We start from the raw sequence: 19,964 nt of genomic DNA, 5'->3' as shown, positions 1-19,964 counted from the left end.
GTGCGGTCAGTGGCCGGAGTGGGCCGTGCCTGTCCCTGCGCCTGACTGGGTGGTGCCGGTCTCTCCGGCGTTCTTCGTCGTGGTCTCTGTGCCGGACTGGGCGGCGCCGCTGGTGAGGTGGCCGCCGTGCTCGTGGAACCTGTCGATGGCGTCCTGCGCGCCGGGGGGCATGGAACCGTCCGCGTTGCGGACCAGGAAGACCCCTGCCATGCCGCCGTCCGAGTGGAACTGGACGTGGCAGTGGTACATCCACGCGCCCGCGCCGACCTTCTGGCCGGCCTTCACCTGGAACCCGAACGAGTCGCCCGGATTCAGGTCGCGGGTGTCGATCACCTGGCTGGGGTCGTCGGGTCCGGTCAGGTAGCCGGTCCGGTTGTTCGCCCAGCGGTGGGCGTGCAGGTGGAAGGTGTGGAGCTGGTCGCCGTGCCCGATCGCGACGAACTCGACGGTCTCGCCGAGGTTCGCCTCGAACATCGGGGTGTCGGGCGCCGACTTGTTGTTGATGGTCATGTCGTTGAACACGACCGTGTACGTCCGGTCGGGCACGATGTCGCCCTTGCGCCGCACGATGAGCCCGCCGTACAGGCCGGCACGCAGTCCCGCGGTGCCGTGCTCACCGCCCAGCGCATGGTCGTGGTAGTGCCAGTAGCCGGCGCTGCCGGGCAGCCAGTGGCCGTCGTCCTGCTGGGTCTGCACGTGGCTGCCCCACGTGTACGTGCGGGTCTCGCCGGGCTCGTTGAAGGAGTCGTTGAACGGGCTGCCGTCCGACTCGGTCTTGTAGTCGACGCCGTGCGGGTGGATGGACAGCCGCTTGTCGGTGTTGTTGACCAGCTCGATCTGGAGGGTGTCGCCCTCCCACATCTCCAGCAGGGGACCGGGGATGGTGGCCTTGCCGGGCGTGAGCCCGTAGCCGTAGAGCCCGCCGGGCAAGGGCTCCGCGTAGACGGTGATGTGCCGGGTGGTGCCCAGCGGGCGGACGGTCCCGGTCCCCGCCGCGGCGGCGGTGTCCGCGCCGAGCGCCAGCGCCGCGGTCGGCGCCATCAGCCCGGCGAGCGTGCCGGTCAGGATCGAGCGGCGGGATACGGCGCTCTGCGTGGACCGGCTCTGCGTGGATCTGGGTTCGACGTTGTTCTCAGGCATGCGTCTCCGTTCGACACCACCGGGCATGCGGATGCGGGCCCGGCGAGACAGGGATCAGGAGGTATGGGGGCTCAGGCGCGCGAGGCCGTCGGCGGCGACGCCGTGTGTGACAGCGTTGTCACGAAGGTGGACCACATCGTCGTTCCCTCCAAGGACGTTGGCTCGTGACCGTCAGCGGCGGCGGTCACGCCCTCATGACCCATGCGGCCACCCGTTGAAAAGACATGAGATGGCTCGCATGCGTTTTGTGCACCACAAGGTGGCTTTGCGAACCTATGGCGACTTATGCCGAGTGTCAAGCAAAAGTTGAAGGAACAACGTCAGACTTCTGTGTGGAAGGCTGCGGCGGGCTGCTACGGAGGCGGTAGCAGGACCCACACGGCGGTCACCACCAGGATGGTCCCGGCGAGGAGCCCGGTCAGCGGGTGGGCGAGCGCCGCCGTCGAACGCGGGCCCCGGGGTCTGGTGACGGTCCGCAGCACCCAGGCGAGCGGCCACACCGCCAGGGCCGCCAGGATCCCGGCCGCGGCACCCAGGTACAGGAGGGACACGCCGAGCGTGTTGGCGATGATCGCCACCTGGATCGCCGTGGACAGCGCGACGACCGTCGGGATCAGGTGGAGCCGCGGCTTGCCCGCGGTGACGCCGGCCTTGTCCTCGTCCTTGGCGGCCGCCACCGCCCGCCGGTACTTGCTCGCGATGAGCCCGGTGCACAGCCGGGTGAGGCCGCCGTGGGCCAGGAGCGCCGCGACGTAGATGGCCACGACCCGCCCTGTCACCACAGAGCCGTCGGGCCAGGCCCGCACGGCCGTCACGACGGCGATCGCCACGACGCCGCAGGCGAGCGCGACGCCCGCGATGGGCAGGAGCCGGGTCCAGGGTCCGGAGTGCCGGACGGTCCAGGCGAACCACAGCGCCGCCAGGATGCTCGTAGCCGTCGCCGCCAGGGCGTGGTCGCTCGCGTACTGCATGGTGATCCCCTTCGCGGAACCGGCGCGGACCGGGCATCAGCGTAGGGTGTTTTCGCAGGTCAGGGAAGTGTTTGTGCATTTGGATGGGGTTGGGTCCCCGGGCGGGCGGTCACGCGGACGCCGGGGCCGCCAGATGGTCGAGGATCCTGGACCGGACCACCGGGTCGCCGAGGATCTTGTTGTGTCCCAGCCCCGTCGTCGTGAACAGCTCGCTCGACGAGGCGTGGGCCTCGTGGAGCTGCTCGGACAGGGCGTGAGGATTCATGCGGTCCCCGGCGTCGTGTATCCAGAGCGCGGGGACCGACGCCGGCACGGGGTGCGCCAGCAGGTCGAACCGTTCGTAGACGTCGGGCTCGCCGGGCAGTCCGTAGCGCTGCACGGCGGTCGCGAAGCGGTCCCGCAGCGCCCAGGGGAGTCCCGACACCCGGACGAACCAGTCGGTGGCGGAGCGGACCGACGTGAGGGCGGAGATCCCGGTGAATCGCTCGGTCCGGACGCCCTCGTGCAGGGCGATCCCGGCCGCGAGCACGCCGAGCGAGTGCCCGACCACTGCCGCCCAGGGCGCGTTCTCGGCGTCGGACAGCCGGCGGATGATGTCGAGGTCGTCGAGCCCGGTGCGGCCGCGCCCGCCGGAGTCACCGTGGGCGGGGGCGTCGTAGCTGACGACCCGGAGCCCGGCGGCGGTGAGGTCCTCGACGATCCGGCCGAACGCCGAGGCGCGTGAGCGCCAGCCATGCACGAGCAGGACGCCGGGCGCGCCGGGCTCGCCCCAGGAGTACGTGGCGACCTGGGTGGTTCGACGCGCGCCGCCGCGGAACGTGGGGCGGTGGACGAGCGAGCCGCGGCGTGCGGAGTCGTGGACCGGCCGGTCGGCGAGCCGGACCGGCGCGGGCGGGCCGGGCCGCCAGTAGGCGACCGAGCCGAGCGCCAGGGCGAGCGGCGGCGCGGTGCGGCCGAGGGCGCGGAACGTGGCTCGGGTGACGCGCTGGGTCTGGGGCACGGAGGACCTCCGGGGGCTGTCTGAGGCTGGCTGGGCCTGGCTGAACAATCTGTACGATCGTTCGCACACTATCTGATGTGCGAACGGTCGTACACTCTCTTTCATGGACCTCACCACCGACCTGCGCCGTGCCCGGGGTGACCGCACGCGCCGCGCCGTGCTGGACCAGGCGGTACAGGAGGCGTCGGTGAGCGGGCTCGACGCGCTGTCCTTCGGCACGCTCGCCACCTCCGCGCCCGTGAACAAGAGCGCTATCGCCGGGCTGTTCGGGTCCAAGGAGAAGCTCCAGCTCGCCGCCGTGGAACGGGCCACGGAGATCTACCGCGACCACGTGGTGGTCCCGGCGCGCTCCGCTCCACGGGGCCTGCCACGGCTGTGGGCGCTGGTGCTGGCCTGGACCGAGTACTCGCGTACGCGCGTGTTCCGCGGAGGCTGCTTCTTCCGCACGGTCGAGGTCGAGTTCGACATGCGTGAGGGCGCCGTGCGGGACGCGGTGGTGGCGGCGCAGCGGTCCTGGGAGTCGTACGTCCGCCACCAGGTGCGCACGGCCGCCGACGCCGGCGAGCTGGCCCCGGGAACCGACCCCGACCAGGTCGAGTTCGAGATCAACGCGCTGCTGAACGCCGCCAACGACCGCTCGCTCCTGTACGGCGACGACGCCGTCTACGGGCGCACCGAGACGGCGGTCCGGGCGCTCCTGGTGGCGCACGGGGCGGACCCGGCCGCGCTGCGCTGACCCTCCTGCTCTGACCTGCTGCTCTGACCTGCGGTGTCGGGCGATGGCCGAATGTTTCAAGCCGTTATACATGTGCTCGTTACCCTCTGTTCATGGTGCTGCGGAACGAGGGTCCCGACGACGCGTCCGTCCCACCTGCGGCCGTCCCGCTCGCCACCACCCGCTGGGGTGCCGGACCCGGGAGGGCGCTCCTGCTGCACGGCACCGTGTCGGCCGGCGCCACCTGGTGGCAGCTCGCGGCGACCCTCGCGGCGGACGGTTACGAGGTCGTCGCCCCCGACCTGCGGGGCCACGGGACGAGCCCGCGCGCCGACTCGTACCTGCTCGCCGACCACGTCGCCGACGTGCTGGCCCTCGGCACCGGCTGGGACCTCGTGGTGGGACACGGCCTCGGGGGCCTGCTCGGTGCGCTGGCCGCCGACTCCGACTCCGACCGCAAGTTCGCGCGCCGCCTCGTGCTGCTCGACCCCGCGCTCGACATCCCGGACGACCGGTTCGAGGCGGGCGCGGCGGCGGAGATCGCCGAGGCCGCCCACCCGCGCTCGCCCCGGGCGGTGCAGGCGGAGCACCCGGCCTGGGACCTGCGCGACGTCACGGCGGTCGCGGACGCCGCGAAGGCTGCCGATGCCACAGCGGTGGCGCGCACCCTGCGGGACAACACGCCGTGGCGGTACACCGGCGTCATCAGCCGCCTCGTGGTCCCCACGCTCGTGCTGAGCGCCGACCCCGCCCACGGCGCCCTGTTCCCGTCACCCACCGGCGTCGAGCTCATGATCCGCAACCCGAGCGTTCGGGTGCGGATGGTGGTGGGCGCCGGGCACGCGGTGCACCGCGACCGGTCCGCTGCCGTGTCGGCCGCCATCCGGTCGTTCCTCTGGTGAACGCTCCGTGGTGAACGCTCCGCTGTGCAGCAGCCTCCGGAACCGGAGTTAAGGTCGGGCAGTGAGCTCCTCCGCATCCGCACGCAAGCAGCTGGTCGCGCTCGCCGAGCAGGGCTTCGACGGGCCGTGGCGGCACGCGCGCGGTGACTTCACGACCGACGCCCGCCCTGCCTCGGTCCTCGTGCTGTTCGGCGTCCTGGACGACCTGGCCGCCGACCGCGACGACCACGACCTCGCGGTGCCCGCCGACCTCGACGTGCTGCTGCTCGCCCGGGCCGCGACGCTGCGCAGCCACGCCGGCCAGGTCGCCTTCCCTGGCGGACGCGCCGACGACGGGGAGGACGCCGTGGCCGCCGCCCTGCGCGAGGCCGTCGAGGAGACCGGGCTGGACCCGGCAGGCGTCGAGGTGCTCGGCGCGTTCGACGAGCTGCCCATGCCGGTCAGCAACCACGTGGTCACCCCGGTGCTCGGCTGGTGGTCCCGGCCCACGCCCGTCGGCGTCGTCGACGTCGCCGAGTCCGCGCACGTCTTCCGCGCGCCCGTCGCCGACCTCCTGGACCCCGCCAACCGGTTCACGGTGGTCGCCCGCCGCGGCAACCAGACCTGGCGTGGCCCGGGCTTCCACGTGCACGACGGCGACCTCACCCACCTCGTGTGGGGGTTCACCGCCGGGATCCTGGACGCCATGTTCGACCAGCTCGGCTGGACCGAGGACTGGGACCGCACCAAGGAGCTCGGCATCTCGTGACACCCACCGCCGACGCACCGAGGAGCACCAGTTGACCGACGTGACCCGCGACGCCATCCGCGCCGCCGAGGCCCTGATCCGCCCGCACGTGCGGCACACCCCCGTGCTGGACGTCGACCTGGCGGACTTCGGCCGCCCCGCGCACCCCGTCTCGCTCAAGCTCGAGTGCCTGCAGCACTCCGGCTCGTTCAAGGCGCGCGGCGCGTTCACGAGCCTGCTCACCCGCGAGGTGCCCGACGCCGGCGTGGTCGCCGCCTCGGGCGGCAACCACGGTGCCGCCGTCGCCTATGCCGCGGCCCGGCTCGGGATCCCCGCCACGATCTTCGTGCCGAGCGTGACCTCGCCGGCCAAGGCCGACCGCATCCGCGGCTACGGCGCGAAGCTCGTCGTGGGCGGCGACCGGTACGCCGACGCGCTCGCCGCGAGCGAGGAGTTCGTCGCCGGCACCGGCGCCATGACGGTGCACGCCTACGACCAGCCCGAGACGCTCGTCGGACAGGGCACGCTCGGGCTGGAGATCGCCCAGGACCTGCCCGACGTCGACACGCTGCTCGTCGCGGTGGGCGGCGGCGGGCTCATCGGCGGCATCTCCGCCTGGTTCCGCGGCGACGTGAAGGTCGTCGCCGTCGAACCAGAGGGCGCGCCGACGCTGCACCGCGCGCTCGCCGCCGGCGAGCCGGTCGACGCGCCCACCGAGGGCATCGCCGCCGACTCGCTGGCACCCCAGCAGGTGGGCCGGCTCATGTTCCCGCTGGCCCAGCAGTTCGTCGCCGAGTCGGTCCTGGTCACCGACGACGCCATCGCGTCCGCCCAGCACTCCCTCTGGGACACGGCCCGTGTCGTGGCCGAGCCGGGCGGCGCGGCGGCGCTCGCCGCCGTCCTGTCCGGGAGCTACGTGCCGGAGCCGGGGGAGCGGGTAGCGGTGCTGGTGTGCGGGGCCAACACGACGGCCGTGCGGTTCTGACCCGCGGCCGTACGGCTCACGCGCCGACGGCGACCGCGGCCTCCTCGGTGTCCTCGTCCTCGGCGCCTTCGTCCTCTGCGTCCTCGTCCTCGTCGTCCTCCGGTTCCTCCGGCCCGGCGACCAGGAGGTCGATGTGCAGACCGAGCAGCGCCCCGTCGGCGTCGTGCGTGGTGACGACCGGGTAGAAGCCGTCGCCCCAGCCGGAGTGGCTGAGCACTATGTTCTCGCCGGCCGTGGCCAGCGGCAGGGTGATGTTGGCGCAGCCGTTCCGGTAGTGGTCCGGGTCGTCCTGGAGCGCGAACCAGGACCGTTCGGTGCCGTTGTCGAAGAGGTCCTCGTACCAGTCGTCCTCCCGGGGCGGCATGCAGGCGGTGGCCGCCCCGGCGTCCGTGAAGGCGACGGTGCCCGCGTCGACACCGACGCCGTAGAACTCGTCGCCGGTGGGCGGCTCGGCGCCGTCCGGCGAGACGAGCCGCACCTCGGCGACCGGAGCGGCGTCGGAGATCACGAGGGACAGGTACGCCTCCCGCGGGTGGCTGCCGTCGCGGGCCTCCGAGACGTCGGCGACGGTGACCCGCACCGGGTACGAGCCCGGCGGCACGGTGGCCACCAGGCCGTCGCCCAGGGTGACGTACGGGTCGGACGCCTCGACCCGCCCCGACGGCACGTGCAGCACGCCGAGGTCGTGCACCGTCTGGGGGTGGGGCGTGCCGTCAGGTGTGCCGGGCAGGAGGGCGAAGAGGGGCCTGAAGTAGGACATGCGAGGAAGGTAGCGGGAGTCACCGACACTCAGGTATCGCTCAGCCGAACAGCTGGTCGATCGCGTGCTCCCCGACGCCGACCATGATCGGGTGCGTGTCCGGGTAGGAGAAGCAGATGGCCGTGTACAGCAGCGCCCAGCCGCGCGCGCGACGCCACATCCCGGCGTCCCAGCCGCGGCCGTCCCGCGCCTGGGTGTCGACCACGCGACGGAAGCGGTCGCGGCCCTCGGCGTCGAAGGTCAGCCACACCGCGCCGAGGTCCGACGCCGGGTCGCCGCTGGTCACGTCCCCGAAGTCGATCACGGCGGCGAGCCGGTCGCCGTCGGCCACCAGGTTGGCCGGGTGCGGGTCGCCGTGCAGCCACACGGGGACGCCGTCGTAGCCGGGGGCGTCGGCGGCGTCGGCCCACAGCTCGTTCGCCCGGTCCTGGAACCGCTCGGGGAGCAGGGTGACGCGGTCCTCGAAGGTCGCGGTCCGCTCGGCGACGGGGATCCCGCGGAACCTGTTCCCGGGGGCGTCCTCGGGCGCCGGCTGGTGCAGCGCGACGAAGACCCGCGCCAGATGCTCGGCCCACGGTGTGCGTCGCGCCGCCGGGACGGTGGCCGCCGGGACGCCGTCGGCCCACCGCACTATGCCCCACGGCCACGGGTAGCCGAGCGCCGCGCTGGGCGCGCCGGTGCGGACCGGGACGGGGACCGGCACGGGCAGCCGCGGGGCGAGCAGCGGGAGCACCCGGTGCTCGTTGCGTATGAGCTGCGCCCCGAGCTCGCGCCGGGGGAGGCGGAGCGCGAGGTCGTCACCCAGGCGGATCATCACGTTGTCCCAGCCGTTCGCCACCAGCTTCAGCGGCAGGCCGGCGAGGTCCGGGTGCTGCTCCTCGAGGAGCGCTCGGCTGAGGTCGACTGTGACGTCGAGGTCGGCGGCGACCACGGCGGCCTCCTTAGTCCTGTGCGTGGAGCGGGCGGGCGGTCAACGGTACCGGTGTGCCCATACTGGAGCATGGCCACCACCTGGACCGACGACGATCCCGCCGCCTACCTCGACGCGGTGACGCCCGCGGTGCGCCGTCGCGATGCCCTGACCCTGCGCGATCTCCTGGAACGCGTCACGGGTGAGCGGCCGCGCATGTTCGGCACCTCGATCGTCGGGTTCGGCGAGTACCGGTACGAGTACCCGAGCGGCCGCTCCGGGCACGCGCCCGCCGCGGGGTTCGCGCCCCGCAAGGCGGCCAGCACGGTGTACCTGGCGGACGGCGTCGGTGCGCACGAGGAGCTGCTGGCCGGGCTCGGCCCGCACACCACCGGCGTCGGCTGCCTGTACCTGAAGGACCTCGACCGGGTCGATCTCGCGGTGCTCGAGGAGATCGTGCGCCGCTCCTGGGCGACGGTCACCGACGGGACGTTCGGGCAGCGGGCAGCGGAATCCTGAGCCGGGCGGCACGCCCGGGTGCGGTGCGACCCGGGGAACGTTCTGCGAACGGTCCGCGTTGACCCCCAGGCCAACACGAAGGAGACCCGGTGCAGCAACGCCAGATCGAGCAGTCCGCCGAGCAGGATCACGTCGACGCCATGTACGCCAGGCTGGACGGTGAGGTCGCCAGGGTCACCGCGGACCTCGACGAGGCCGTACGCGCGTCGTCGACCGACCCGGAGGAGGCGTTCACCCGCGAGGTGCGCGTCCGCATGCTGGGCCGCCGGGCGCGCACGCTGGCCTCCGCCGAGCACCACCTCTGCTTCGGCCGGATCGACCACGCCGACGGCCGCACCCTGCACATCGGGCGCACAGGCCTGAGCGACGGCGACGACCAGCTGCTCGTCGACTGGCGCGCCGACGCCGCTCGCCCCTTCTACGCCGCCACCGCCGCGCACACCATGGGGCTGCACCGGCGCAGGCACCTGCGACTGGAGGGCCGCAAGGTCACCCGCGTGAGCGACGAGCTCCTGGACGGCGCGGAGCCCGGCCCGGAGGACCTCGTCGGGGACGGGCCGCTGCTGGAGGCCATCGGCGCCCGGCGCACCGGCCGGATGCGCGACGTCGTGTCCACGCTGCAGGCCGAGCAGGACGCGATCATCCGTTCCGCGCACCGCGGCGTCACCGTCGTGGAGGGTGGCCCGGGCACGGGCAAGACGGTGGTCGCCCTGCACCGCGCCGCCTACGTCCTGGCGGGCTTCGACGAGGCCCGGGCCGACGGCGTGCTCGTGCTGGGCCCGAACTCGCGCTTCCTCGACTACATCGCCGAGGTGCTGCCGTCGCTCGGCGAGAACGACGTGGCCATGAGCACCGTCGACCGCCTCGTCGCCGACGCCCTCGGTGTGGACGTCGACGCGGCCCCGGCGGCGGGCCACGAGCTGCGCCGCGCCGCGGGCGACGTGCGGCTGGCCGACGAGCTGGCCGAGACGGTCCGCGGCTACCAGGCCTCCGAGGGCACGCTGACCGTGCTGGTCGACGGCGACGCGATCACCATGGACACCCGTGCGCTGGCCGAGGCCCGGGCGACCGCCGGCGGCGCCGGCCTGCCGCACAACCAGGCCCGGTCGCTGTTCAAGGACCTCGTCGTGGACTTCGTGTCCGACGAGGTGCAGGCGCGCGCCCGGGTCATGCTCGCCAGGCTGGACGAGGACATCGAGGTGCTGACCGGCGGCGTGAACGTCGACAAGGCGGCGGCGAAGGATCTCGAGCGGCTCGGGTTCGGCCCGGACGAGGGCGGCGCCTTCGGGCACGCCGCCGCGGTGGCCGAGCTCGACCCCGGTGCCCTGCGGGCCGAGCTCGCCGACGACCTCGCGCTCGAGCGGGCGGTCGAGGCCGCCTGGCCGCGGCTCGAGGCGGCGGACGTCGTCCTCGACGTGCTGGACCAGCGCCCGGAGCTCACCGTCGCAGGCGCCCCCGAGGGCACCTGGACCGCGGCCCACCTGCCGCTGCTCGACGAGGCGGAGCACCTGCTCAACGGCCCGCCCGCCCGGACGTACGGGCACGTGGTGGTGGACGAGGCGCAGGAGCTGACGCCCATGCAGTGGCGTTCGGTGCTGCGCCGCTGCCCCGGCCGGTCGATGACGGTGGTCGGCGACCTCGCCCAGGCCGGTCCGGCCACCGGTGCGGCGTCCTGGGCGCACGCGCTGGGCAGCGACCTGGCCAGGCGTGCGGACGTGCGCACCCTGACCGTCTGCTACCGCACCACCGCCGAGGTCCTGGCCGCGGCGGCGCCGCTGCTCGCGCAGATCGCCCCGCACCAGGCCCCCGCCGTGGCGGTGCGCAACGGGGACGAGCCGCGCCGGGTGACGGCGGACGGCGACCTGGTGCCTACCGTCGTCGCGGAGGCGCGAGCCGAGGCGGAGTCCGACCCGGAGGCGCTCGTCGCCGTCGTGGCCGCTGACGCCGCGGTCGCCGGTATCGCGGAGGCGCTGGACGGCACGGGGGTCCGCGTGGTGCCCGTCTCCCAGGTGCGCGGCCTGGAGTTCGACGCCGTGGTCGTGGCCGACCCGGAGGGTATCCGGAACGCCAGGCCGGGCGGCGAGCGCGACCTCTACGTCGCGCTCACCCGCCCCACCCGTCGCCTCGTCATCGTGGAGGCGTGAACAACGTGTCCGGGCGCTGCGACGCCTGGCCGAGTCGCACCTCCGCAGGCAGGCGTATCGGGTGTATCGTATATTCGATGGATGCTATGGACCGTTGACTTTTCCGAGGAGGTGCGGGAGTGGTACCTCGGCCTGACGCCCGCCGGCAAGGCTGCCGTGGATCGGATCGCGACCCGGCTCGAGTCCGTCGACAATCAGCTGAGGATGCCTCATTCCCGACCCCTCGGAGACGGTCTCTACGAGTTGCGGTTCACCTGTGAGAACGTTGCCCGTCGGATCACCTACGTGTTCGAACCTCAGCGTCGTGCGGTCACTTTGACCACGTTCCGTAAGCAGAAGCAGAACGAGCGCGGAGAAGTCCTCCGCGCGCGGCGAGCGCAAGCTGCCCGTGCGGAGGAACTCAGGAGGGCCGCGGACGTGGAGAAGGCAACCAAGAAGAAGGGACGTGCTAGCTCATGAGGACGACGTCCTGGCGTGAGCTGCAGGCGGAGTCGCTTGCGGCAATGACGCCCGATGAACGTGCCGAGTACGACCTCGCCGGGCAGGAGGCCGAACTCAAGCTCCGGCTGGCGGAGCTCGTGTACAAAGCGCGGACCGGCGCGGGGCTGTCCCAGACGGAACTGGCCCGACGCGTCGGTACGAGCCAGCCCGTGATATCCAGCATCGAGAACGGGGCTCAGGTGCCGACGGTGCCCACGCTCTTCCGCATCGCTCGAGCGCTGGACCAAGACCTGCGGGTGGAGATCAGCGCGGCCTGACGGGGCTCACCAGCTCGTCGGGACCGGGAGGCCCTCCTGGTAGCCGGCGGCCGACTGGATGCCCACCACCGCGCGCTCCGAGAACTCGGTGAGCGAGCGCGCGCCCGCATACGTGCACGAGGACCGCAGGCCGGACGTGATCTCGTCCAGCAGGTCCTCGACGCCCGGCCGGGCCGGGTCGAGGTACATCTTGCCGGTGGAGATGCCCTCCTCGTAGAGCGCCTTGCGGGCGCGCGCGAACGCGGTCCCCGCACCCGAGTTGCGGGCCGCGACCGCGCGCGCCGAGGCCATGCCGAACGAGTCCTTGTAGAGCCGGCCGGCGCCGTCGGACTTCAGGTCGCCCGGCGACTCGTACGTCCCGGCGAACCAGGAGCCCACCATCACCTGCGACGCGCCCGCGGCCAGCGCCAGGGCGACGTCGCGGGGGTGGCGCACACCGCCGTCGGCCCAGACGTGCTTGCCGAGCTCGCGTGCCGCGGCCGCGCACTCCAGCACCGCGGAGAACTGCGGCCGGCCGACGCCGGTCTGCATGCGCGTGGTGCACATCGCGCCCGGGCCCACGCCGACCTTGAGGATGTCGGCGCCCGCCGCCACGAGGTCGCGCACACCCTCGGCGGTGACGACGTTCCCCGCCACCACCGGCACCCTCGGGTCGACGGACCGGACCGCCTCCAGGGCGGCGAGCATCTTGGTCTGGTGGCCGTGCGCCGTGTCCACGACCAGCACGTCCACACCTGCCGCGAGCAGGTCCTTGGCCTTCGCGGCGACGTCGCCGTTGATGCCCACGGCGGCCCCGATGCGCAGGGCGCCGGACGCGTCGAGGGCGGGGGAGTAGATCGACGAGCGCAGCGCGCCCTTGCGGGTGAGGATCCCCGCGAGGCGCCCGTCACGCACCACCGGCGCCAGATCGAGGCGCGCGGCGTGCAGCACGTCGAACGCGGCCTCCAGCCCGCCCGCGGTGTCCAGGAGGGCGGCGTCCAGCAGACGCGGTTCGGCGGACATGACCTCGGAGACGCGGGTGAACCGGTCGACGTCCGCGCAGTCCGACTCGGTCACGACACCGACGGGCCGGTCGTCCTCGACGACGACGGCGGCGCCGTGCGAACGCTTGCCGAGCAGGGTCAGCACGCTGTGCACGGTGTCGTGCGGGGAGACGACGACCGGCGTCTCGATGACGGGGTCCTTGGCCTTCACGTCGGCGACGACGCTCGCCACGATGTCGGCGGGGACGTCCTGCGGGATGATCGCGATCCCGCCGCGCCGGGCGACGGTCTCCGCCATGCGGCGGCCCGCCACAGCGGTCATGTTCGCGACGACGACGGGGATCGTGGTGCCGGTGCCGTCGTCGGACGCGAGGTCGACGTCGAACCGCGACGTGACGTCCGAGCGGGACGGGACGAGGAAGACGTCACCGTAGGTGAGGTCGGTGGCCGGGCTCTGCTCGGGGAGGAATCGCACGTTCACCAAGAGTATGGTCTTCTGCCCGCTGTGCCTATGAGTCCGGCCACATCGTTGTGGAGGTATCGGAGACAGGCAGGAGACAGGCGAGGTAGGCAGCGGTCCCGTGGCACAGTGGAGTGGTCGGCGACCCTTAGAGTGGGGCCCCGATTCCCCTGCTGAGGGGCATGACGAAAGGACGAGCATGGGCCTGCTGAGCGACATACGTTCGCCCGAGGACGTCCGGGCGATGACGCCCGGCCAGATGCCGGAGCTCGCGGAGGAGATCCGTCGGTTCCTCGTCGAGAGCGTCTCGCGGACGGGCGGTCACCTCGGCCCGAACCTGGGCGTCGTCGAGCTGACCATCGCCATGCACCGGGTCTTCGACTCGCCGCGTGACTCCATAGTGTTCGACACCGGCCACCAGGCCTACGTGCACAAGCTGCTGACGGGCCGCCAGGACTTCTCGGAGCTGCGCAAGCGCGGCGGCATGTCGGGCTACCCGAGCCGCGCCGAGTCGCCCCACGACATCGTCGAGAACTCCCACGCCTCCACCGCGCTCTCCTGGGCGGACGGCATCGCCAAGGCCAACCAGGTACGCGGCAAGGACGACCACGTGGTGGCGGTCATCGGCGACGGCGCACTGACGGGCGGCATGGCCTGGGAGGCGCTGAACAACATCGCCGAGAGCCGGGACCGCAGGCTCGTGATCGTCGTCAACGACAACGGCCGGTCCTACTCGCCGACCATCGGCGGGCTCGCGAACCACCTCGACACGCTGCGCACCTCCGGCGGCTACGAGGCCGTCCTCAGCTGGGGCACCCGGGCGCTGCACCGCTCGGGCGCCCCCGGACGCTTCGCCTGGCGCTGGCTGCACGGCCTGAAGAAGGGCCTCAAGGACGTCGTCGCGCCGCAGGGCCTGTTCGAGGACCTCGGCATCAAGTACATCGGCCCCGTCGACGGACACGACGAAGAGGCGCTGGAGCGCGCGCTCGGCCGCGCCAAGGCCTACGGCCGCCCCGTGATCGTGCACGCCATCACCGAGAAGGGCCGCGGGTACAAGCCCGCCGAGGAGGACATCGCCGACCGGTTCCACGCCGTCGGCGTCATCCACCCCGAGACCGGGCTGCCCGTCGCGGCCAGCCGGTTCGGCTGGACCAAGGTCTTCGCCGACGAGATCGTGAAGATCGGCCGCCGCCGGCCCGACGTCGTCGCCATCACCGCCGCCATGCTGCACCCCGTCGGGCTCGCGCCGTTCCAGGAGCAGTTCCCGGAGCGCACCTTCGACGTCGGCATCGCGGAGCAGCACGCGGTGACCTCGGCCGCCGGCATGGCGTTCGCCGGCCTGCACCCCGTCGTCGCCGTGTACGCGACGTTCCTGAACCGGGCGTTCGACCAGGTCCTCATGGACGTCGCCCTGCACAAGGCGGGCGTCACCTTCGTCCTCGACCGGGCCGGCATCACCGGCGAAGACGGCGCCAGCCACAACGGCATGTGGGACATGGCGATGCTGCGCATCGTGCCCGGCCTGCGGCTGGCCGCGCCCCGCGACGAGACGACGCTCCGTGGCGCGCTGCGTGCGGCCGTCGACGTCGACGACGCGCCCACCGTGGTCCGGTACCCCAAGGGCGCCGTGGGCGACGACATCCCGGCGATCGAGGAGCTCGACGGGGTGGACGTCGTGGGGCGGTTCTCCCCGGTGGGTGGGGACGCCCGACGGGTGCTCGTGGTCGGCGTGGGCTCGATGGCCGGCTCCGCCATGGACACCGGCGAGGCGCTCGCGGCGCACGGCCTGGCGGTCACCGTCGCGTCCCCGACGTGGGTGCTGCCCGTCCCGGAGAACCTGGTCAAGCTGTGCGGCGAGCACGACGTCGTGGTCACGCTGGAGGACGGCGTCGTCGACGGCGGTGTGGGCGACATGCTCGCGCAGCGTGCCGGCGAGCAGGGCATCGGGTCACCGCAGGTGCACGTGGGCCTGCCGGTGGCGTTCCTCGACCACGCGAGCCGTGACCACATCGTCAGGGCACAGCGCATGACCGCTGCCGACGCCACGCGCGACGCACTCGCGGCGCTCGCGAGGCTGTGACGGCGGGCCGGACCGCCAGGGGCTGCGGGTGGTACTGGGCGCGACCGAGGCGTGTGAGACTTCCCTCGTGACTGGCACAGGGACAAAGCGGACTGTCGGCGTCGAGGAAGAGCTCATGCTCGTCGGGCACGACGGGTCGCCCATCGCGCGCGCCCAGGACGTGCTCGGGAGCGCGGAGCCGGCCGACGGGCCGCTCGAGCACGAGTTCATGGAAGAGCAGATCGAGACAGCTACCCCGCCCCGCACGACGCTGGAGGAGATCGCCGCCGCGATCCGGGAGGGCAGGGCCGGCGCCCAGACGGCTGCCGAGCGCCACGACGCGCGTGTCGCGGCGCTCGGCACCTCGCCCCTGGCGTTCGCCGGAACGACGGTCGGCAAGCTCCGGTATCAGGCGGCGCGCGCCGCGTTCGGGCTGACCGCCCGGGAGCAGCTCACCAGCGGCTGTCACGTGCACGTCGGCGTGGCCGGCGACGTCGAGGGCGTCGCGGTGCTCGACCGCATCGGGCCCTGGCTGGCCCCGCTGCTGGCGCTGTCCGCGAACTCGCCCTACTGGATGGGCGACGACTCCGGGTACGCGAGCTTCCGTTCGCAGGTCTGGTCCCGCTGGCCCACGGCCGGCCCGACGCGCGTGTTCGGCACGCCGGAGGCTTACCACGCCGCGGTGGACGGCCTGGTCGCGACGGGCACGATCCTGGACCAGGGAATGGTCTACTTCGACGCCCGTCTGTCGGCGCGCTACCCGACCGTGGAGATCCGGGTGGCCGACGTGTGCCTGTCGGCGGACACGGCGACGCTGCTGGCCGCGCTGGCCCGCGGGCTCGTGGAGACTGCCGCGCGCGCGGCGGACTCGCCCGCATCCGACGTCCCCGTCGAGATCCTGCGCACCGCGCTCTGGCGGGCGGGACGGTCCGGCCTGTCCGGCGAGCTCGTCGACCCGCGGACCTGGCGGCCGGCCCCCGCGCACGACGTCGTCGGCGCGCTGGTGGACCACGTCCGCGAGGCACTGCAGGACATGGGCGACCTCGACACGGTCACCGAGCTGCTGGGCACGCTCTGGTCGCGTGGAAACGGCGCGGCACGCCAGCGTGCCTGGGCGGTCGAGGCGGACGGCGACCTCGGCGCGGTCGCCCGGCGCGCGGCGGACGCGACCCTGGAGTGAGAGCTCACCAGTAGTTCCCGGCACCACCACAGGGGTGTACCTCGCCTCCCGGGTCCCGCAGCCGGGAATTCAGATTGCCCGCCTTGGTCGGGACCTGGAACCGTCTGCGCATGGACCTCGCCAGTGCCTTCCCGCCCTTCGGCCTCCGCGTCGCCTGCGGCGACCTCGAGCTGCGCCTGCCCGACGACGCCGAGCTGTTCCGCCTGGCTGACGTCGCCGTGGCCGGTGTCCATCCGCCCGAGCGGAGCCCGTTCGTCTTCCCGTGGAACGTCGGCGAGCCGGATGTGGTGCGCCGGAATATCCTGCAGTACCACTGGTCGGCGCGCGGCAAGCTCTCGCCGGACGCGTGGGCGCTGGAGCTCGCGGTGTTCCGGGACGGCGAGCCGATCGGCGTCCAGAGCGTGAACGCCACGGACTTCGGCGTGACCCGGTCCGCGGGGACCGGCTCGTGGCTCGGCCTCGTGCACCACGGCCAGGGCATCGGCAAGCGGATGCGGCTGATGGCGCTGCACCTGCTGTTCCACGGCTTCGACGCCGTCGACGCGCGGACCGAGGCGTTCGACGACAACCCGGAGTCCAACGGGGTGACCCGGTCGCTCGGCTACGCGCCGAACGGCGTCGGCGTGGTCGACAGGAAGGGCGAGGCGGCCACGGAGAACCGGTACCGGATGACCCGCGAGATGTGGGACGAGCGCCCGGACGTGCACCGGCCGGACGTGACGCTGGAGGGCATCGCGCCGGTGCGGGCGACGCTGAAGATGGATCCCGAGCCGCAGCCCGTCGGTCAGCCGTAGATCGTCTCCGTGTACTGGGGGCCGTAGTGCGCCTCGACCTGCGCGAGGGTCTGTTCCGGACGCTCCAGGGTGTGCGCGATGACGGCGCGGCGGGGCACCGTCTCCAGGTCCCAGGTCTCGGGGTCCCACGTCCTGGAGCGCAGGAACGCCTTGGAGCAGTGGTGGAAGACCTCTTCGATGTCGACCTCGAGCGCGAGCACCGGGAGGTTGTGGCGCACCTGGAGGCCTGCGAGGTACGGCGCGTCGCGCACTATGCGGGCCGAGCCGTTGATCCGCAGCGTGTCGCCCCGGCCGGGGATCACGAAGATGAGTCCCACGTGCGGGTTGGCCAGCACGTTGAGGAACCCGTCGGTGCGCCGGTTGCCCGGACGCTCCGGGATGGCGATCGTGCGCTCGTCCAGGATGCGCACCAGCGAGCCCGCCGGGTCGCCCTTGGGGGAGACGTCCAGGTTGCCGTCGGCGTCCGACGTCGCGACCAGGCACAGGGGCGCGGCCTCGAGCCACTGCCGGTCCAGGTCGTGCAGTGCGCCGCGCACCTTGCCCGCGGCCGGGCCGAGAGGCGGCGGGATGATCTCGCGGAGCTCTTCGACGGTGGTGACGGTGCTTCCACCGAACCTGCTCGGCCGGCTGCTCTGCTCGTTCGTCATGCTCCCAAGATAGACCCGGTGCAAATGGGGCATGTCAGACCATCCGGGTACGCTCGCAGCGCCATGACCGAGCAGACGACCCTCCCCAGCCCACCGGCTGCCCCAGCCGGACCGCCCCGACCGTGGAAGGCGCGAGCGGCCCGCCGCATCGTGGAGCAGGCGCACAACGTGCTCGACGACGCCCGGCTGCTCACCACCGCTGACGTCGGCCTGCGCGAGCGCGTCCGCGACGCCTACACGGCGACCCGCGAGGTGCGCGTCCACGCCGTCCTGCGCGCGGTCGGCGTCACGGCCCTGGAGGACCGGCGCAAGAAGCTGCGGGTCGCGGTCCTGGAGAAGGCCGGCTTCACGCACGTCACCCAGGTGCTCGTCGCGGGGACCGACCGGCTCGTCGAGGCAGGCATCGGCGCCGGGACGGCCAAGCTCGCCACCTCGGCGGCCCGCGAGCTGGCCTCCGATGTCGACACCGACCTGCGGTTCCGCATCGACGTCGACCCCGACGACCCGTACGCCACGGTCCTCGTCCAGACCCTGTACGCGTTCGGTCTGGCGACCGACGCGCGGCACCGGCACCTGGACGAGGCGCGCCGCGTGGCCGCCGTCGTGCCGGAACAGCTGGAGCCCGCAGGCCTCGCCACGAGCCTCTGGCGGCGCCTCGTGGCGCCCGCCGACCGCAAGGCGGCCGCTTTCGCGGCGGTCTCCGCGCTCGACGAGCACGTGAGCGCCGCCCGGCTGACGGACGATGCGCGGGCGGTGCGCGCCGCCGTCGGGCAGCCGCCGGAGGGCGCGGAGGTGTGGGCGGACTTCGAGGCCCGGTCTGCCGAGTACTACGGGCTGCTGTCGCAGGTCGTGGACCTGGGCGACGACCACGAGGCGGCCGAGGGCGGCCTGCCCGCCGACGTCGTGCGACGGGTCGAGGCGCAACCCCTCGACCGCACGCTGCTGCGCGCCAACCTGCGTGGCTACCAGCAGTTCGGCGCCAAGTACGCCCTGGTGCAGCGCCGGACGATCCTCGGCGACGAGATGGGCCTCGGCAAGACCATGCAGTCGATAGCCGTGGCCGCGCACCTCGTGGCCACCGGCGGCACGCACGTGCTGGTGGTCTGCCCGGCGAGCGTCGTCACGAACTGGAAGCGCGAGGTGGAGCAGCACTCCGACCTGACGGCCGTGGTGATGCACGGCAACGACCGGGAGCAGACCGCCGCCGACTGGCTGGAGCACGGCGGCGTCGCGATCACGACGTTCGAGGTGCTCGGCAGGCTCGACCTCCCGTACGACCTCCGACCGGCCCTCATGGTCGTGGACGAGGCGCACTACGTGAAGAACCCCGAGACCATCCGCGGCCGCGAGGTGCGGCGCTGGGCCGACCGCTCCGACCGCGTCCTGTTCCTGTCCGGCACACCGATGGAGAACAAGGTCGCCGAGTTCAAGAACATGGTCGGCTACCTGCAGCCCGAGGTCGCGGCACAGCTCGACCCCAACGCCGACCTGTCCGGCGCCAGGGCGTTCCGCCGGATCGTCGCGCCCGCCTACCTGCGTCGTAACCAGGAGGACGTGCTCACCGAGCTGCCCGAGATGGTGCAGGTCGAGGAGTGGGAGCAGTTCGGCCCGGTCGACGGCGCCGCCTACCGCGACGCCGTGCTCGCGGGCAACTTCATGGCGATGCGGCGGGCCGCGTTCGCGGTGTCCGACGCCGACGAGTCCGCGAAGCTGGTCCGCCTGCGCGAGCTCGTCACCGAGGCGGTCGACGGCGGCCGCCGCGTCATCGTCTTCTCCTACTTCCTGTCGGTCCTGGAACAGGTCATGGACCTGCTCGGCGACCTGGCGGTCGGCCCGCTGACCGGATCGGTGCCCGTCCCCGACCGGCAGACCATGGTGGACGCGCTCTCCGAACCGGGCGGACCGTCGGTGCTGGTCAGCCAGATCACCGCCGGGGGAGTAGGGCTGAACGTGCAGGCCGCGAGCGTGGTCATCTTCTGCGAGCCGCAGGTCAAGCCCACGATCGAGGCGCAGGCCGTCGCCCGCGCCCACCGCATGGGCCAGACCCGCACCGTGCAGGTGCACCGGCTCCTGGTCGAGCAGTCGGTGGACCAGCGGATGATGGAGATCCTCGGTTCCAAGTCCGCGCTGTTCGAGGAGTTCGCCCGCCAGTCCGAGATCACCGACGCGTCGCCGTCGGCCGTGGACGTCGCGCCGCCGTCCGAGACCTCGCTGTCGCGGACCATCCTCGCCGAGGAGAAAGAGCGCCTGAGCCGCACACCATGAGCGAGCCTCGGCCACCCATGTGGGTGTGATATCCGGTCCGAACGG

General features: G+C 72.8%; 19 protein-coding genes. 12 read left to right on the top strand and 7 right to left on the bottom strand.

Annotated features, from left to right (window positions below; all coding sequences use genetic code 11):
• Positions 1-6: 6 nt before the first annotated feature.
• The 3 genes from ACQEVI_RS01425 to ACQEVI_RS01415 all read right to left on the bottom strand — a co-directional run bounded on the left by ACQEVI_RS01425 (position 7) and on the right by ACQEVI_RS01415 (position 3,111).
• The gene (locus ACQEVI_RS01425; RefSeq protein ID WP_432893917.1) at positions 7-1,140 is read right to left on the bottom strand and encodes a multicopper oxidase domain-containing protein; all 1,134 of its coding nucleotides are present in this window, start codon (positions 1,138-1,140) and stop codon (positions 7-9) included.
• A gap of 353 nt (positions 1,141-1,493) precedes the next feature.
• Positions 1,494-2,111: a hypothetical protein gene (locus ACQEVI_RS01420; protein WP_432893915.1), complete on the bottom strand. Its 618-nt coding sequence runs from the start codon at positions 2,109-2,111 to the stop codon at positions 1,494-1,496.
• A 109-nt stretch (positions 2,112-2,220) separates the two neighbouring features.
• On the bottom strand, positions 2,221-3,111 hold the full coding sequence (locus ACQEVI_RS01415; RefSeq protein WP_432893913.1) for an alpha/beta fold hydrolase: 891 nt from the start codon (positions 3,109-3,111) through the stop codon (positions 2,221-2,223).
• Positions 3,112-3,214: 103 nt separating this feature from the next.
• Here ACQEVI_RS01415 and ACQEVI_RS01410 point away from each other — a divergent pair, with 103 nt between their 5' ends.
• The 4 genes from ACQEVI_RS01410 to ACQEVI_RS01395 all read left to right on the top strand — a co-directional run bounded on the left by ACQEVI_RS01410 (position 3,215) and on the right by ACQEVI_RS01395 (position 6,440).
• Positions 3,215-3,847 carry a TetR/AcrR family transcriptional regulator gene (locus ACQEVI_RS01410; RefSeq protein WP_432893911.1) on the top strand — a complete coding sequence of 211 codons (633 nt, stop codon included), beginning with the start codon at positions 3,215-3,217 and terminating at the stop codon, positions 3,845-3,847.
• Between the two features lie 92 nt (positions 3,848-3,939).
• Positions 3,940-4,728 (top strand): alpha/beta fold hydrolase, encoded by a 789-nt coding sequence (locus ACQEVI_RS01405; protein ID WP_432893909.1) that lies wholly within the window; start codon positions 3,940-3,942, stop codon positions 4,726-4,728.
• Positions 4,729-4,789: 61 nt separating this feature from the next.
• Positions 4,790-5,476: an NUDIX hydrolase gene (locus tag ACQEVI_RS01400; protein ID WP_432893907.1), complete on the top strand. Its 687-nt coding sequence runs from the start codon at positions 4,790-4,792 to the stop codon at positions 5,474-5,476.
• A 31-nt stretch (positions 5,477-5,507) separates the two neighbouring features.
• A complete protein-coding gene (locus ACQEVI_RS01395) occupies positions 5,508-6,440 on the top strand; it encodes a threonine/serine dehydratase (protein WP_432893905.1) in 933 nt (310 codons plus the stop codon).
• A gap of 16 nt (positions 6,441-6,456) precedes the next feature.
• Here ACQEVI_RS01395 and ACQEVI_RS01390 read toward each other — a convergent pair whose 3' ends face one another.
• Positions 6,457-7,200 carry a DUF4241 domain-containing protein gene (locus tag ACQEVI_RS01390; RefSeq protein WP_432893903.1) on the bottom strand — a complete coding sequence of 248 codons (744 nt, stop codon included), beginning with the start codon at positions 7,198-7,200 and terminating at the stop codon, positions 6,457-6,459.
• 40 nt (positions 7,201-7,240) lie between these two features.
• Complete coding sequence (locus ACQEVI_RS01385; RefSeq protein WP_432893901.1) at positions 7,241-8,131, bottom strand: aminoglycoside phosphotransferase family protein; 891 nt, start codon at positions 8,129-8,131, stop codon at positions 7,241-7,243.
• A gap of 69 nt (positions 8,132-8,200) precedes the next feature.
• Here ACQEVI_RS01385 and ACQEVI_RS01380 point away from each other — a divergent pair, with 69 nt between their 5' ends.
• The 4 genes from ACQEVI_RS01380 (at position 8,201) to ACQEVI_RS01365 (ending at position 11,531) form a co-directional block, all read left to right on the top strand.
• Positions 8,201-8,629 carry a DUF1801 domain-containing protein gene (locus ACQEVI_RS01380; protein WP_432893899.1) on the top strand — a complete coding sequence of 143 codons (429 nt, stop codon included), beginning with the start codon at positions 8,201-8,203 and terminating at the stop codon, positions 8,627-8,629.
• Positions 8,630-8,718: 89 nt separating this feature from the next.
• Positions 8,719-10,773, top strand: a complete 2,055-nt coding sequence (locus ACQEVI_RS01375; RefSeq protein WP_432893897.1) for a HelD family protein — start codon at positions 8,719-8,721, stop codon at positions 10,771-10,773.
• 81 nt (positions 10,774-10,854) lie between these two features.
• Complete coding sequence (locus ACQEVI_RS01370; protein ID WP_432893894.1) at positions 10,855-11,232, top strand: type II toxin-antitoxin system RelE/ParE family toxin; 378 nt, start codon at positions 10,855-10,857, stop codon at positions 11,230-11,232.
• Complete coding sequence (locus ACQEVI_RS01365) at positions 11,229-11,531, top strand: helix-turn-helix domain-containing protein (protein WP_432893892.1); 303 nt, start codon at positions 11,229-11,231, stop codon at positions 11,529-11,531. The genes ACQEVI_RS01370 and ACQEVI_RS01365 overlap by 4 nt, the downstream gene beginning before the upstream one ends.
• A 6-nt stretch (positions 11,532-11,537) precedes the next feature.
• On the opposite strand, the gene ACQEVI_RS01360 is transcribed toward ACQEVI_RS01365, so the two are convergent.
• Entirely contained in the window at positions 11,538-12,989 is a 1,452-nt protein-coding gene (locus ACQEVI_RS01360) for a GuaB1 family IMP dehydrogenase-related protein (RefSeq protein WP_432893890.1), read from the bottom strand.
• Positions 12,990-13,173: 184 nt separating this feature from the next.
• Here ACQEVI_RS01360 and dxs point away from each other — a divergent pair, with 184 nt between their 5' ends.
• From dxs to ACQEVI_RS01345, 3 genes are all read left to right on the top strand, one after another.
• Positions 13,174-15,054 (top strand): 1-deoxy-D-xylulose-5-phosphate synthase, encoded by a 1,881-nt coding sequence (dxs, locus tag ACQEVI_RS01355; RefSeq protein ID WP_432893888.1) that lies wholly within the window; start codon positions 13,174-13,176, stop codon positions 15,052-15,054.
• A gap of 67 nt (positions 15,055-15,121) precedes the next feature.
• Positions 15,122-16,213: a carboxylate-amine ligase gene (locus ACQEVI_RS01350; protein ID WP_432893886.1), complete on the top strand. Its 1,092-nt coding sequence runs from the start codon at positions 15,122-15,124 to the stop codon at positions 16,211-16,213.
• Positions 16,214-16,323: 110 nt separating this feature from the next.
• Complete coding sequence (locus ACQEVI_RS01345; protein ID WP_432893884.1) at positions 16,324-17,007, top strand: GNAT family N-acetyltransferase; 684 nt, start codon at positions 16,324-16,326, stop codon at positions 17,005-17,007.
• On the opposite strand, the gene ACQEVI_RS01340 is transcribed toward ACQEVI_RS01345, so the two are convergent.
• Positions 16,998-17,654 carry an MSMEG_1061 family FMN-dependent PPOX-type flavoprotein gene (locus ACQEVI_RS01340; protein WP_432893882.1) on the bottom strand — a complete coding sequence of 219 codons (657 nt, stop codon included), beginning with the start codon at positions 17,652-17,654 and terminating at the stop codon, positions 16,998-17,000. The two genes, ACQEVI_RS01345 and ACQEVI_RS01340, sit on opposite strands and share 10 nt — an antisense overlap.
• A 63-nt stretch (positions 17,655-17,717) precedes the next feature.
• Here ACQEVI_RS01340 and ACQEVI_RS01335 point away from each other — a divergent pair, with 63 nt between their 5' ends.
• The gene (locus ACQEVI_RS01335; protein WP_432893880.1) at positions 17,718-19,919 is read left to right on the top strand and encodes a DEAD/DEAH box helicase; all 2,202 of its coding nucleotides are present in this window, start codon (positions 17,718-17,720) and stop codon (positions 19,917-19,919) included.
• The last annotated feature ends 45 nt before the right edge of the window (positions 19,920-19,964 follow it).

The organism is Promicromonospora sp. CA-289599 (genome assembly GCF_050936155.1).
Classification (GTDB): domain Bacteria; phylum Actinomycetota; class Actinomycetes; order Actinomycetales; family Cellulomonadaceae; genus Promicromonospora.
This window is presented reverse-complemented; position numbering and strand designations above follow the sequence as displayed.